The sequence below is a fragment of the Mycolicibacterium anyangense genome (assembly GCF_010731855.1).
Lineage (GTDB): Bacteria > Actinomycetota > Actinomycetes > Mycobacteriales > Mycobacteriaceae > Mycobacterium > Mycobacterium anyangense.
Genome location: NZ_AP022620.1, coordinates 3,585,161 through 3,598,261 on the forward strand (window position 1 = coordinate 3,585,161; position 13,101 = coordinate 3,598,261).

Annotated in this window: 13 protein-coding genes; 4 read left to right on the forward strand and 9 right to left on the reverse strand. The window is 69.4% G+C overall.

Translation table 11 applies throughout. From position 1 onward, the window contains the following. Window positions 1-11: 11 nt before the first annotated feature. The 4 genes from G6N35_RS16955 to ssd are packed head-to-tail and all read right to left on the reverse strand — an operon-like array spanning window position 12 to window position 3,557. Entirely contained in the window at window positions 12-590 is a 579-nt protein-coding gene (locus G6N35_RS16955; RefSeq protein ID WP_179967374.1) for a type II secretion system F family protein, read from the reverse strand. Beyond that, entirely contained in the window at window positions 587-1,357 is a 771-nt protein-coding gene (locus G6N35_RS16960; RefSeq protein WP_163805303.1) for a type II secretion system F family protein, read from the reverse strand. Before G6N35_RS16960 ends, G6N35_RS16955 begins: the two co-directional genes overlap by 4 nt. Further along, entirely contained in the window at window positions 1,357-2,523 is a 1,167-nt protein-coding gene (locus G6N35_RS16965) for a TadA family conjugal transfer-associated ATPase (RefSeq protein WP_163805304.1), read from the reverse strand. Before G6N35_RS16965 ends, G6N35_RS16960 begins: the two co-directional genes overlap by 1 nt. After that, window positions 2,520-3,557 (reverse strand): septum site-determining protein Ssd, encoded by a 1,038-nt coding sequence (gene ssd / locus G6N35_RS16970; RefSeq protein WP_163807738.1) that lies wholly within the window; start codon window positions 3,555-3,557, stop codon window positions 2,520-2,522. The genes G6N35_RS16965 and ssd overlap by 4 nt, the downstream gene beginning before the upstream one ends. A 502-nt stretch (window positions 3,558-4,059) precedes the next feature. On the opposite strand from ssd, the gene G6N35_RS16975 reads away from it, so the two are divergent. Continuing rightward, window positions 4,060-4,917 carry an HAD-IB family hydrolase gene (locus G6N35_RS16975; protein WP_197748431.1) on the forward strand — a complete coding sequence of 286 codons (858 nt, stop codon included), beginning with the start codon at window positions 4,060-4,062 and terminating at the stop codon, window positions 4,915-4,917. 370 nt (window positions 4,918-5,287) lie between these two features. On the opposite strand, the gene G6N35_RS16980 is transcribed toward G6N35_RS16975, so the two are convergent. Next, window positions 5,288-6,034, reverse strand: a complete 747-nt coding sequence (locus G6N35_RS16980; protein WP_163805305.1) for an oxidoreductase — start codon at window positions 6,032-6,034, stop codon at window positions 5,288-5,290. A gap of 109 nt (window positions 6,035-6,143) precedes the next feature. Between G6N35_RS16980 and acs the strand changes: the two genes are divergently transcribed. Continuing rightward, window positions 6,144-8,135 (forward strand): acetate--CoA ligase, encoded by a 1,992-nt coding sequence (gene acs, locus G6N35_RS16985; protein ID WP_163805306.1) that lies wholly within the window; start codon window positions 6,144-6,146, stop codon window positions 8,133-8,135. A gap of 7 nt (window positions 8,136-8,142) precedes the next feature. On the opposite strand, the gene G6N35_RS16990 is transcribed toward acs, so the two are convergent. Next, the gene (locus tag G6N35_RS16990; protein ID WP_163807740.1) at window positions 8,143-8,841 is read right to left on the reverse strand and encodes a S1 family peptidase; all 699 of its coding nucleotides are present in this window, start codon (window positions 8,839-8,841) and stop codon (window positions 8,143-8,145) included. Window positions 8,842-9,012: 171 nt separating this feature from the next. Here G6N35_RS16990 and G6N35_RS16995 point away from each other — a divergent pair, with 171 nt between their 5' ends. Together G6N35_RS16995 and G6N35_RS17000 are read left to right on the forward strand one after the other, a co-directional pair. Continuing rightward, entirely contained in the window at window positions 9,013-9,537 is a 525-nt protein-coding gene (locus G6N35_RS16995; RefSeq protein ID WP_163805307.1) for a phage holin family protein, read from the forward strand. Next, entirely contained in the window at window positions 9,537-10,490 is a 954-nt protein-coding gene (locus G6N35_RS17000) for an alpha/beta fold hydrolase (RefSeq protein ID WP_163805308.1), read from the forward strand. Before G6N35_RS16995 ends, G6N35_RS17000 begins: the two co-directional genes overlap by 1 nt. Here the strand turns inward: G6N35_RS17000 and marP are convergent. Genes marP through G6N35_RS17015 form a run of 3 tightly spaced genes read right to left on the reverse strand, consistent with a single transcriptional unit; the run spans window position 10,483 to window position 13,087 of the window. Next, a complete protein-coding gene (gene marP / locus G6N35_RS17005) occupies window positions 10,483-11,670 on the reverse strand; it encodes an acid resistance serine protease MarP (protein ID WP_163805309.1) in 1,188 nt (395 codons plus the stop codon). The genes G6N35_RS17000 and marP overlap by 8 nt on opposite strands. Beyond that, the gene (locus tag G6N35_RS17010; protein ID WP_163805310.1) at window positions 11,667-12,449 is read right to left on the reverse strand and encodes an NUDIX hydrolase; all 783 of its coding nucleotides are present in this window, start codon (window positions 12,447-12,449) and stop codon (window positions 11,667-11,669) included. The genes marP and G6N35_RS17010 overlap by 4 nt, the downstream gene beginning before the upstream one ends. After that, window positions 12,446-13,087: a TlpA family protein disulfide reductase gene (locus tag G6N35_RS17015; RefSeq protein ID WP_163805311.1), complete on the reverse strand. Its 642-nt coding sequence runs from the start codon at window positions 13,085-13,087 to the stop codon at window positions 12,446-12,448. The genes G6N35_RS17010 and G6N35_RS17015 overlap by 4 nt, the downstream gene beginning before the upstream one ends. Window positions 13,088-13,101: the final 14 nt, after the last annotated feature.

Here is a 13,101-nt window from a genome sequence, read left to right on the forward strand (position 1 = left end):
TTTCCCTTCTCTCATAACAGGATTCCGGAGAACACGTCACCGGCCAGGCCGGCCACCACGGGCACGATGCCCAGGCAGATGAAGGCGGGCAGAAAACACAACCCGAGCGGACCGGCGATGAGCACCGACGCGCGTTCGGCGGCGGCAGCCGCGGCATGGGTGGCGTCCTGGCGCGATTGTTCGGCCAATTCGGCCACTCCCTGCGCCAGCGCACTGCCCGAGGCCGCCGAGCGCCGAGCCAGCCGGGCCACGGCCGCACAGGTCGGATCACGCAGCCCATCGGGGACTTCCCAGGCCATGTCGGCCGGGGCGCCCAGTGCCAGTAGGTCGGCGGCGCGACGCAGCATCGCGCCGAGTTGTTCGGGTGCCGATGGCGCCGTGGCCGTGGCCGCCGCGGGTACCGACATCCCGGCGGACAGGCAGACAGCGAACACATCGAGCGCCGAGGCCGCCGCGAGTGGGTCACGACGACGGTGCACCGCGCGCGGCCCCGCCGACCGTACGCTTCGGATCCCGGCCCGGTGCCGGACTGCCGCCGGACCCGCGGCGATCAGCAACGCGGCCGCCAGAAGCAGTGCAGCAGAAGTCATGTCACCGTCCGTTCGGTGATCCGGTCCGCCCACAGCAGGCCGAGACAGACCAGCATCACACCGGTGACCAGCAACCAGCCACCGAGTCCGGCGCCGGCCAGGAACGCGACGGGCCGTGCTCCGATCAGCTGGCCCAGCAGCACGCCGAGCACGGGCAGGCCAGCGAGGATGAGGGCAGTGGCGCGGGCCCCGGCCAGCCCGGCCTGGACCCGGTCGGCGAACCGCTGCCTCTCGACGATGTCGCGCTGCGCCGCGCGCATCAGTGCCGTCATTCCCAGACCCTGCTCGGCGGCCAATTGCCAACACACCGCCAGGCGACTCCACTGCCCTGCGACCAGGGACCGGTCCGCCACCGCGTGCAGTCCACCCGCGACATCCGCGCCCAGTCCCGCGCGGGCGGCGACCGCCTGTAGCGAAGCCCCGACATCGCCATCGCTTTCGGTGGCCGCGACGGCGAACGCGAGCACGGGGTGGGCACCGACTCGGAGTTCCCCGACCAGAACCTCCAGCGCTGCGGCCAGTGCGCGTGCGTCGGCTCGCCGACGGTGTTGGTGCCGGGCCTGCCGCCGCCGTACCGCCAGCGTCGCCGTCAGGAGCGCCGCGGCGATCACCACGGCCGGTGGCAGCGTGGTCACCATGGCCACCGCACCGAGTACGACCATCGGACCCTTCACCCGCACCTGTCTGCCGGCCAGTCCCAGCCGACGGTGCGCAGGCGCGGGCGCAACCAGGAACGCGGCCGCCAACAACACGGCTGCCACGGCCATCACGGCACCCCGCGATCGCCGAGCAGACGATCCAGTTCGTCAGCGCCACAATCAAATCCGCGATGCAGACGCCAGGCGGCGCGCGCGGCCACCCGGCCGTCGTCGGCGCGCTGCAACACCGCGATCTCGGTGAGCCTGCGAACCCCGTCATGGCCGCGACTGACATGCACGACCACCTGCACCGCGGCCGCGAGTTGGCTGTGCAGCGCTGCGCGGTCCAGCCCGCCGAGTGCGGCCAGCGCCTCGAGCCGGGCAGGCACCTCGGCGGGACTGTTGGCGTGCACTGTTCCGGCCCCGCCGTCGTGGCCGGTGTTCAGTGCGGCAAGCAGGTCGACGACCTCGGCCCCACGCACCTCCCCGACGACGATGCGGTCCGGCCGCATCCGCAGGGCCTGGCGGACCAGCTGGCGCAGGGTGATCTCTCCTATGCCTTCGACGTTGGCGCCGCGCGCCACCAGCCGCACCAGATGCGGGTGGGGCGGTGCCAGTTCGGCGGCATCCTCGACACAGACGATCCGCTCGGTGGCACTCACCGACCCGAGCGCCGCCGCCAGCAGAGTGGTCTTGCCCGCGCCCGTCCCACCCGAGACCAGGAAGGCCAACCGCGCTGCGATGATGCGGCTCAGCAATCGGCCCGCCTCGTCATCGATCGCGCCCGAGCGAGCCAACGCCGCGAGGTCCTGGGTGGCCGGACGCAGTACCCGCAGCGATACGCACGTGCCGGCGACAGCCACCGGCGGGAGCACCGCGTGCAGGCGCACCGTGAACTGGCCGCTGCCGATACCGGTCAGCTGCCCGTCCACCCACGGTTGGGCATCGTCGAGGCGGCGGCCGGCGGCGACCGCCAGACGCTGCGCAAGCCGACGTACCGCGGCCTCGTCGTCGAAACGCACAGTGCTGCGGCGCAATCCGGACCCGTCGTCCACCCATACCGCGTCGGGTGCGGTGACCAGAACGTCAGTGGTGCCCGGCGCCCGCAGCAGCGGTTCCAGCACACCGGCACCGGTGAGTTCGGTCTGCAGCACCCGCAGATTGCTCAGCACCTCGGTGTCACCCAGCACGCCGCCCGACTCGGCGCGGATGGCCGCCGCCACGGTGGTCGGACGCAACGCGCCCGACTCCGCGGCCAACCGTTCGCGCACGCGCTCGATCAGGGAGGCACTCATGCGGCCTGCATTCCTGACCCGCGGCGCAACGCCTCCAGCACCTGCCGGGCGGCGGCGGCCAGCGGCGACCGCCGCCCCAGCCGAATGCCGCCGTGCTCGAGACGCTGCGCCAGCATCGGCTCCGGGCGCATGGCGGCCAGCAGGGGCAGTCGGGTCACCTCGGCGACCTCGCGGGCGGTGAGACCGCCCGGGGAGGGGCCCCGGACGACCAGTGCGACGTTGGGGTTGGCCGCCCGCAGGATCGCGGCCCGCGCCGACATCGCGGCGACCGCGCGCACATCGCACGTGGTGACGGCCAGCACCAGATCGGCGCACTCCAGCGCGACCGCGGCCGCCGGTGTGCCCCGGCGGGGCACATCGCAGACCACCATCACGCCGCCACGGCGACCCGCGTCGAGCACCGATTCGACCGGTGCGGCATCCATCTCGTGACCCGAGCGCGTCCCCGACAGGACGGTGACACCACGCTGGGCGGGCAATGCGTCACGCACCGCCGGCCAACTGAGCCGGCCGCCCTGCAGACTCAGGTCCGGCCAGCGCAAGCCGGTGGCGGACTCCGCTCCGAGCAACAGGTCGATACCACCGCTCCAGGGGTCGAGGTCGACGAGCAGCGAGTCCGCTGCCACCAGGGCGAGTGCGGCGGCGAAGACCGAAGCGCCGGCGCCGCCACGTCCCGGTGTCACCGCGATCAGCCGGCCGCGGGCCGGTTTGTCCGGTTCGGTCTCGGCGGCTTCGGAAAGATACCGGACCAGGTCGTCTTCCTGTGCCGGGAGCGTGCACAGGTGCTGAACACCGACGGCCATCGCCGCGGTCCAGGTGGCCGGGTGTGGATCGACACCCGAGACCAGGATGACCGAGTCGCGCCGGGGCAGCCCGTCATCTCCGCATCGGTGCACAGCGGCGTCGTCGAGGAGGACGGCGGTCGCACTCGACCAGGCCCTGCGGGTGATGGTCGACGAGGCAGCCACCATCCGCAGACCTGCCGCCGCGGCGGCGCGGGCACACAGCGCCCGCAGCTGATCGTCGTCGAGCAGGGTCAGCACCACACCGGTCTGGGACGTCACCTGACCACCGTCGCGCCGTCGCGCTCGAGGCGATAGCCGTCAGCAGCCGTTCTGGGGATCAACCGGGGTGTGGGGATAAACCCGCGCCGACCAGTCGCTCATCGGAACACGGGCGCCCACCGCCGTCCACCGAAAATCGCACTCGACACGGAACTGCAGTTCTGGCAACGAACGGGGTGTTAGCCAGAATCGGAGGGAATTGACGCCGGAGAAGGTCCGGAAAAAGGGACGACCCCCGCCAGGGGGGGAGGAGGCGGAGGTCGTCGTGTATCAGCCCCGGGGGGTCGGGCTGATGCACACCCGGCATAAGCCGAGTAATGCCACTATACACACGACGAGGCGCTGTCGCGCAAGTACTCAATCTACGAAAAGCCCATGTTTTTGCTGTGAAAGTGCAGCACAGGACACGTGGCGCCCTCTGCCACTTTCCGCGCGCCGCCCCGACCAGAAGCGCCGCACCTATCCTGGCCGTGTGACCGATGCCCCGACGGCAACACCCCAGCTAACGGCCCCCCACGGCGGCCCCACCGCGGATAGCGCACCCCGCACAGCGGCGTTCTTCGACCTGGACAAGACAGTGATTGCCAAGTCAAGCACGCTCGCTTTCAGCAAACCCTTCTTCAACCAAGGCCTGCTCAACCGCCGCGCCGTGCTCGCCTCGAGCTACGCCCAGTTCCTCTATCTGATGTCCGGTGCCGACCACGACCAGATGGACCGGATGCGCTCCTATGTCACCAGCATGTGTGCCGGCTGGGACGTCGAGCAGGTGACGTCGATCGTCAACGAGACATTGCACGACATCGTCGATCCGCTGGTGTTCGCCGAGGCCGCCGAGCTGATCGCCGACCATCGGCTCTGCGGACGCGACGTGGTGATCGTGTCGGCCTCCGGTGAGGAGATCGTGGCGCCGATCGCCCGCGCCCTGGGCGCCACCCACGCGATGGGCACCCGGATGGTGGTCGAGGACGGCAAGTACACCGGCGAGGTCGCGTTCTACTGCTACGGCGAGGGCAAGGCCGCCGCGATCCGCGAACTGGCCGCCCTGGAGGGCTACCCGCTGGAACACTGCTACGCCTATTCCGACTCCGTGACCGATCTGCCGATGCTCGAGGCGGTGGGCCACCCCACTGCGGTCAACCCAGATCGCGCGCTCCGCAAGGAAGCCAGCGCCCGCGACTGGCCCATCCTGACGTTCTCCCGACCGGTGCCGTTGCGCGACCGGATCTCGGCGCCGTCCGGCGCGGCGGTCGCCACCTCGGCCGCCCTCGGGATCAGCGCACTGGCCGCCGGCGCGTTGACGTACTCGGTGTTACGGCGCTTGACCTTCTAGCCGCCAAACCGTTGCCCGCCAAAGCCTTGATGTGACGATCGTCACGGAGTACAAAGGAAGCACGGTCGCGAAGCGAGGCCTAGGTAGCGCCGGAAGAGAAGGCACTATCTCCCGACCCCAGCGACCCAGCACGGTTCCCGGCACCCACGCGGAGCATGCCGCGATATGGCAGAAGTGTTGCGGGCCTGCGCCATTGCGAAAAGCGGACGGACACGACGATCCTTTGGGGTGGATCGCTACCGAAGCGCATCGCAAGACCGCCGAGGCCAACCCACGCAGCCGATACCGCACGCTTGGTAACCGGGAAACCGTGCTAGCGGGCGGCGAGCCGAACTCTTCTCGGATCGTCGCCCGCTTTCGACTGTCCGGACTACTTCGCAGCCGCTTCCGCGATCGAGAGTGCTTCTCGCGCACCATCTTCCAGCGCAGCGCAACTCATCAAGAGCCACCGCCGGACACCGTCGGGCACACCGGAGGCAAAGTCGCCGGCCGCAGCCTGGTATTCCTCGGCGCGGCGCATCCAATACACCTCGGGAACACCGAGACCGTGCGGATCCAGACCGGTGCCGATCGTGACCAGACGCGACACCGCCCGGGCGATCACACCGTCCCCGCTACCGAACGGTGCCAGCGCCAGCAATTCGCCGTGCGCGACGGCCGCGAGCACCGGGGCCGGCGCAGTGCTGGCCCCGGTCACCAATCGGGTGACCAGATCCAGCCGGGCAGCAACCTCGGGGTCCTGCCGCGGCCGACCGAGGCTGTCGCCGTCGGTGAGGTCGGCGGCGGCCAACGCGTGCAGCCGGGCCAGCGCCTGCAACGGCGCGCGCTGCCACACCCCGACCAGTGCCGTGGTGCCGCCCTCCATCGCCTGGCCGACCCGCAGCGCGCCTGCCAGCACCGGATCGTTGGGTTCGGCGCCCGAGGCATCCAGTTGCACGGCGCCGCCGTCGAGAGCCGACGACGACCGTGCGCCGCGGATCGCCGATTCCGCGGCGGTCACCGGCCAGTTGCGCAGGTTCGTGCGGTGCCGGTGGGCTTTGGCCAGCGCCTCGCGGGCCGCCTCGGCGGCGTCGGAGACGCCCGGCAGGTCGAGTAACGGGGCCAGCAGGTCGGTCACGTTCGGCCACGCTATCGGCGCGCCGGAGGCGGCAGTACGGTGGGTCGTGATTCGACCGTTCGGCGCGTGACACGGACCGCCCGCCGACGAATGTGACTCCCCAACGCCGATGCAACCTCAAGTGACTACGCTCACAACCATGACCGAGGCGCACACCGAAGTTCCGTCTTACTACCCGCCGGCTGCGGAGTTCTCCGACAACGCCAATGCCACGGCCGCCCTCTATGACGAGGCCGAAGCCGACCGGCTGGCCTTCTGGGCCAAGCAGGCCAACCGGCTGTCCTGGGCGACGCCGTTCGGCGAGGTGCTCGACTGGTCGGACGCGCCGTTCGCGAAATGGTTCGTCGGCGGCAAGCTGAACGTCGCCTACAACTGCGTGGACCGGCACGTCGAGGCCGGTAACGGCGACCGGGTCGCCATCCATTGGGAGGGCGAGCCGGTCGGTGATGCGAGGTCCATCACCTACGCACAGCTCAAGGACGAGGTCAGCAAGGCCGCCAACACGCTCACCGATCTAGGCCTGGTGGCAGGCGACCGGGTGGCCATCTACATGCCGATGGTGCCCGAGGCGATCGTGGCGATGCTGGCCTGCGCGCGTCTGGGTCTGATGCACAGCGTGGTCTTCGCCGGATTCTCGGCCTCGGCCCTGCGCGCCCGCATCGAGGATGCCGAAGCCAAGCTGGTGATCACCACCGACGGCCAGTACCGGCGCGGCGCTGCGGTGTCACTGAAGGACGCCGTCGATGACGCGGTCTCCGACCAGCCTTCGGTCGAACACGTTCTGGTGGTGCGGCGCACCGGAATTGACGTCGAATGGACCCAGGGCCGGGACCTGTGGTGGCACGAGACGGTCGACAGCGCCTCGCCGGAGCACACTCCGGAGGCCTTCGACTCCGAGCAACCGTTGTTCCTGCTGTACACCTCGGGCACCACCGGCAAGCCCAAGGGCATCATCCACACCTCCGGCGGCTACCTGACCCAGGCGTCCTACACCCACTACAACGTGTTCGACATCAAGCCGGACAGCGACGTCTACTGGTGCACGGCCGACATCGGCTGGGTGACCGGTCACACCTACATCGTCTACGGACCGCTGTCCAACGGGGCCACCCAGGTGGTCTACGAAGGCACTCCCGCCTCCCCCGACGAGCACCGCCACTTCCAGGTGATCGAAAAGTACGGTGTGACAATCTATTACACCGCGCCGACGCTGATCCGCACCTTCATGAAGTGGGGCCGCGAGCTGGCGTTCCAGCACGACCTGTCCAGCCTGCGGCTGCTGGGCTCGGTCGGCGAGCCGATCAATCCGGAAGCCTGGCGCTGGTACCGGCTGGTGTTCGGCGCCGACGCCACCCCGATCGTGGACACCTGGTGGCAGACCGAGACCGGGGCCGCGATGATCTCGCCGCTGCCCGGCGTGACGAACTGCAAGCCGGGTTCGGCGATGCGCCCGCTGCCGGGCATCTCGGCCAAGATCGTCGATGACGACGGAAATGAGTTGACGCCCAGCGCCGATCACGGTGAGCATGTCACCGGATATCTGGTGCTCGACAAGCCGTGGCCATCGATGCTGCGCGGTATCTGGGGCGACCCGGAACGTTTCAAGGAGACCTACTGGTCGCGATTCGCCGAGCGGGGCTGGTACTTCGCCGGTGACGGCGCCCGGTACGGCAGCGACGGTGAGGTCTGGGTGCTCGGCCGCATCGACGACGTGATGAACGTTTCGGGACACCGCATTTCGACGGCCGAGGTGGAATCGGCTCTGGTCGGCCACTCCGGTGTCGCCGAGGCTGCCGTCGTGGGTGCCAGCGACGACACCACCGGCCAGGCGATCTGTGCGTTCGTGATCCTCAAGGCGCACCATGCCGAGACGCCGACCGAGCAGATGGTGGACGAACTGCGGGCCGAAGTGTCCCGGGAGATCTCCCCGATCGCCAAGCCGCGCGAAATCCACGTCGTGCCAGAGCTTCCCAAGACCCGAAGCGGCAAGATCATGCGGCGGTTGCTGCGTGACGTCGCTGAGGGCCGCGAACTCGGCGACACCTCGACGCTGGTGGATGCAACGGTCTTCGAGGCGATCCGGGCCAGCAAGGCCAACTAGCCGGGAGTCAGGCTGCGGGTGCCGGCGCCATGTTGGGCGTCGGCACGAAGCCGCTGCCCGGGCGGTCCTTGGCGGCGATATCGCCGAGGATCGAGCTCATCGACATCGTGACCGCGGGCGTGTGCAGCGGGATGTATTTGATGATGCACGTCGGCAACGCGTCGCTGAAGGCGCCGTGGATCATGCCGACGAGCTTGTTGTTCACCGTCACGGGAGCACCGGAGTCACCGGGTTGACCGCACACCTGGTTGAGGATCGTGCCGGGCTCCTGGCCGGGTCCCCACGTGACACCGCAGGAGTAGCCGGTGGTGCGGCCGAGCTTGCAGGCAACCGCACCGAACTCCGGGTCGGGGCCGAGGCCGTCGATGAGGAAGCCGTTGTAGTTGGCCACCGGTGCCACCTTGGCCGGGTCGAACCGGATCACCGCGTAGTCCAGGCCGTCGTTGCCGGCGACCATTGTTCCGATGACGCCGCTGTCCTGGTTTGCTTCGGAGGCCACCTGGGCGCCCGGGCCACCGCAGTGCGCGGAGGTGAAGCCGATCAACGCACCGGTCTTGTCGGTGCCGATCGAGGTCAGCGTGCAATACGTGTCGCCGTTGATGACGATGCCCGCACCGCCACCCATCGGGACTTTGTTGTCGGCGCCGGCCGCGCAGACGGGGCTGACAAACAGTGCGCCGACAGCCAGGGCCGCGGCCCCTGCCATCACCCGCATTCGCGCGGTCGTCACTGTAGGCAAACCTCCGTCCGAACCCACCCTGACAAGGGAGTCTACCTGTTTCACACCAGTAACTTGCGTAACAGCTCGGCGGGTATCCGGCCGCGCACCGGACATGGCAACATGAACCGCGACGACAACGAGAGTTGGAGGACGACCGTGAGCAATGGCGATCGCACGAACGGGGTGCCGACCACCGTGACCTCGATCCCGCTGGTGGACCCGAACGCCATACCGGCCAACCCCTCCCTCGGCGACCTGGTCAAGGACGCCACCACCCAGGTCTCCACCCTGGTGCGGGCCGAGGTCGAACTCGCCAAGGCGGAGATCACCCGCGACGTCAAAAAGGGCCTGACCGGCAGCGTCTTCTTCATCCTCGCGCTGGTGGTGCTGTTCTACTCGACCTTCTTTTTCTTCTTCTTCCTCGCCGAACTGCTCGACACCTGGCTGTGGCGCTGGGTCGCCTTCCTGATCGTGTTCCTGCTCATGGTCGTCACCACCGCGGTGTTCGCCCTGCTCGGTTATCTCAAGGTGCGCCGCATCCGCGGACCGCAGCAGACCATCGAATCGGTCAAGGAAACCCGCGACGCCCTGACTCCGGGCCACGATCGTGCGCCCGGCACGGCAGTCGCTCCGGCCAACGGCAGCGCCAGCCCCGCGCCCACCGACCCCTCGGGCTGGTAATGGCACAGCCGGATCCCTCGGTCACCCGCATTGCGGGGCCGTGGCGTCACCTCGACGTCCATGCCAACGGGATCCGGTTCCACTGCGTGGAGGCACTCTCCGAGGACAGCGCACCGGCTACCGCCCGGCCGCTGGTGATCCTGCTGCACGGCTTCGGATCGTTCTGGTGGTCGTGGCGCCATCAGCTGCAGGGCCTGCCGGGCGTCCGGGTCGTCGCGGTGGATCTGCGCGGCTACGGCGGCAGCGACAAGCCGCCCCGCGGCTACGACGGGTGGACGCTGGCTGGTGACACCGCTGGCCTGGTCCGCGCCCTGGGACACAGCTCGGCCACGCTGGTCGGGCACGCCGACGGCGGACTGGTCTGCTGGGCGACCTCGGTACTGCACTCCCGGCTGGTGCGCGGCATCGCCCTGGTGAGTTCACCGCATCCAGCGGCTCTGCGGGCATCGGTGCTGACCCGGCGGGACCAGGGTCGCGCGCTGCTGCCGTCCCTGCTGCGCTACCAGCTGCCGGTGCTGCCGGAGCGGGCCTTGACCGCTCACAACGCCGACCAGCTCGAGCATCTGGTCCGAAGCCGCTCCGCTGGCAAATGGCTTGCCTCCGAGGACTTTTCCGAGACCATCGCACACATGCGCCGCGCCATCCGGATTCCGTCGGCAGCACACTGCGCGCTGGAGTATCAACGGTGGGCGGTACGCAGCCAGCTGCGGTCCGAGGGGTGGCGCTTCATGAAGCTGATGAACCGCCAACTCGACGTGCCGGTACTGCACCTGCGCGGCGATGCCGACCCGTACGTGCTCGCCGACCCGGTAGACCGCACCCAGCGCTATGCCCCCCGCGGACGCTTCGTGGCACTGGCCGGGGTGGGGCATTATGCCCACGAGGAAGCCCCCGACGAGGTCAATCACCACCTGCGGCGGTTCCTCGACCAGGTGTACGGCTCGGCTAGGTGACGCAAGCCCCGGTGGGCACCTTCTGGGTGTTGCCGATCTTGGCCAGCTGACGCGAGACCTCGTTGGCGGTCAGCACGAAACCGGTGTCGTTGTCGTCGACGGCGGCGCCGAACACCACACCGAGCACCTGACCCGCCCGGTTGATCATCGGCCCACCGGAATTACCTTGCCGGACAGTGCCTCTGATGGTGTAGACCTCGCGGTTGACGGTCGTGGTGCGGTAGATGTCCGGACCCGACAGTTCGATTGTTTCGCGGATGCGGGCCGGGGTGGCGGCGAAATCGCCGCCGCCGGGGTAGCCCAGCACCACCGCGTCGGTGCCCGACTTGGCGGGCTGGTCGGCGAACACCAGCGGACGCTGCGGCAGGTTCGGCACGTCCAGTATCGAGATGTCGGCGTTGGGGTCGTAGGAGACGACGGTGGCGTCGTAGGTCTGCCCTTCGGCCTCGACGGTGACGCTGTCCGACCCGGCAACCACGTGCGCATTGGACATCACCCGGTTGGGGGCGATGACGAAACCTGTTCCCTCCAGCACCTTCTGGCAGCCGGGTGCCACACCGCGGATCTTGACGACGCTGGGCCGCGCCGTTGCCACCACCAGACTGTCGGCCAGCGAGGCGTCAGGCGCTTCGACGGCCTGGATAGGGGTGCGCCCGAACGGCTGCAGGACATCCGGCAACCCGGACGTACTGAGCAGGGTCGACATCCGCTTGGGCACGGACTTCAGCCACTCCGGAGCGTATTTGTCCACCTGCGCAAGCACTTTGGAGCCACGTACGGCGGCGGCAAGATTGGGTTGATCCGAAGACGTCAGCGGGCTGGCCAGCAGCCAGGCGGCGACCAGCACCACTACCAGCTGCAGCGCCACGCCGATGATCGAGTCGACCGTACGCACCCCGCGGTTGCGGATCGCGCCGCGCACCGCCCGCCCGAGCACCACACCGGCGACCTCGCCGACGACCACCAGCGCCAGGATCAGGAACAGCGCGGCGAACAGCTTGGCCCGCGGGGACTGGATGTGGCTGACGATGTGCGGAGCCAGCATCACGCCGGCGATGGCACCGAGCACCACGCCGACGAACGACATCAACGAGCCCAACGCACCGGAGCGCCAGCCGGATATCGCGGCGACGAACGCCACCACCAGGACGGCGAGGTCCAGCCATTGCGAACTCGTCACAGCGGCCCCTTACTGTTGTCGCCGACGAGTGCCATCGCCTCGTCCAGATCTCGGATGTCTTCGGTGTCCCACGGTTGTGACCAGCCGGCCACATCGAGCATCGCCGAGATTACGTGACCGGTGAACCCCCACACCAACATCTCGTTGAGCAAAAACGCCGGTCCGGCGAAACGCGCCCCCGCATCGGTGCGGTACACCATCAGCCGATTGTCAGGATTGACGAACGCGCGCAGCGGAACCCGGGCGACGATCGCCGTCTCGGCTGCGTCGACCACCGCGACCGGCCCGGGGTCAGGCGAGTAGGCGAGCACCGGTACGACGTGAAAGCCCGAGGGCGGGATGAACATTCGTTCCAGGGTGGCCAGCGGACTCAGTCGGTTGGGATCCAGGCCCGTCTCCTCCTGGGCCTCCCGCAGGGCAGTCGCCACCGGTCCGGCGTCACCGGGATCTGCCGCCCCGCCGGGAAAGGCCGCTTGACCGGCGTGGTGTCGCAGTGTGCTGGCCCGCACCGTCAGCAGCAGGTCAGCGTCGTCGGGCACCGCCCCGAGCGGGTGCTCGGAGGGCGGCCCGGAGAACAGCACCAGCACCGCGGCATCGCGAGACGGCCGGCCGGCGTTGCCCGTGCTGCTCACCGCGGCCAGCAGCTCCGGGGGCACCTTGCGGCGATAGGCGTGCGGGACGCGGTCGACGTTCTCCACCAGCGGGGCCAGCCACGGCGGCCGCACGTCGGGGTTGAGCGGTATCCCACCCGTCACCCGTGCTCCCTCGCTCGCGGTCATTGGAGTGCATTCTTCACCGCGGCGGCAATGTCATCGGCAGTGGTGAATGCCCGCGGCAAGATTGCGGCAACGCTACCGTCCGCCCGCAACACCACCGTCGCGGGCATCACATTGGGCACCCCCAGGGCGGCGGCCACCCGCCGCTGACCGTCCTGCAGGGTAGGCAGCCGCACCTTCAGATCGGCCAGACGCAGCAGGGCTGCCGTCTCGTTCTCGTCCTGGTGCACGGTGATCACCCGGACGTCCGGCCCAGCCCGGCGTTGGTATTCGGCCATCGCGGGCAATTCTTCCGCGCACGGCCCACACCAGTAGGCCCACAGGTTCAGCACGGTCGGCTGCCCGGCCACCGCGCGGGCGACGTCGACGGCGACGCCGTCGCCCGCGCACTCGACGACGATGCCGCGCAGCCTGGCCGGACCGGGGTTGTCCGGGCTGGACGGGCAGGGCGGCAGGTCGGCCTGCTGCCGTGGACCGGCCAGCGCCGCCGGGGTGTCGGCGTCGCGGTGGGCGCGGGCGGCCTGTGCGCTGGGGGGTCCGCCGCCGGCAGCTGGGTCGTCGTCGAGTTCGACCACGAACGCGGCGACAAGTGCAGCCACCACAGCCAGCACCACCAGCGTCCAGATTGTCGATCTGGTCATCGGCGGGCGGCGAG

What these genes read in the sequence shown, in the direction of transcription:
- G6N35_RS16965 (WP_163805304.1), bottom strand. Translation starts at nt 2,523, where the DNA reads ATGAGTGCCTCCCTGATCGAGCGCGTGCGCGAACGGTTGGCCGCGGAG.
- G6N35_RS16960 (WP_163805303.1), bottom strand. Translation starts at nt 1,357, where the DNA reads ATGGCCGTGGCAGCCGTGTTGTTGGCGGCCGCGTTCCTGGTTGCGCCC.
- G6N35_RS16990 (WP_163807740.1), bottom strand. Translation starts at nt 8,841, where the DNA reads ATGGCAGGGGCCGCGGCCCTGGCTGTCGGCGCACTGTTTGTCAGCCCC.
- G6N35_RS17015 (WP_163805311.1), bottom strand. Translation starts at nt 13,087, where the DNA reads ATGACCAGATCGACAATCTGGACGCTGGTGGTGCTGGCTGTGGTGGCT.
- acs (WP_163805306.1), top strand. Translation starts at nt 6,144, where the DNA reads ATGCAACCTCAAGTGACTACGCTCACAACCATGACCGAGGCGCACACC.
- G6N35_RS17000 (WP_163805308.1), top strand. Translation starts at nt 9,537, where the DNA reads ATGGCACAGCCGGATCCCTCGGTCACCCGCATTGCGGGGCCGTGGCGT.
- G6N35_RS17010 (WP_163805310.1), bottom strand. Translation starts at nt 12,449, where the DNA reads ATGACCGCGAGCGAGGGAGCACGGGTGACGGGTGGGATACCGCTCAAC.
- G6N35_RS16955 (WP_179967374.1), bottom strand. Translation starts at nt 590, where the DNA reads ATGACTTCTGCTGCACTGCTTCTGGCGGCCGCGTTGCTGATCGCCGCG.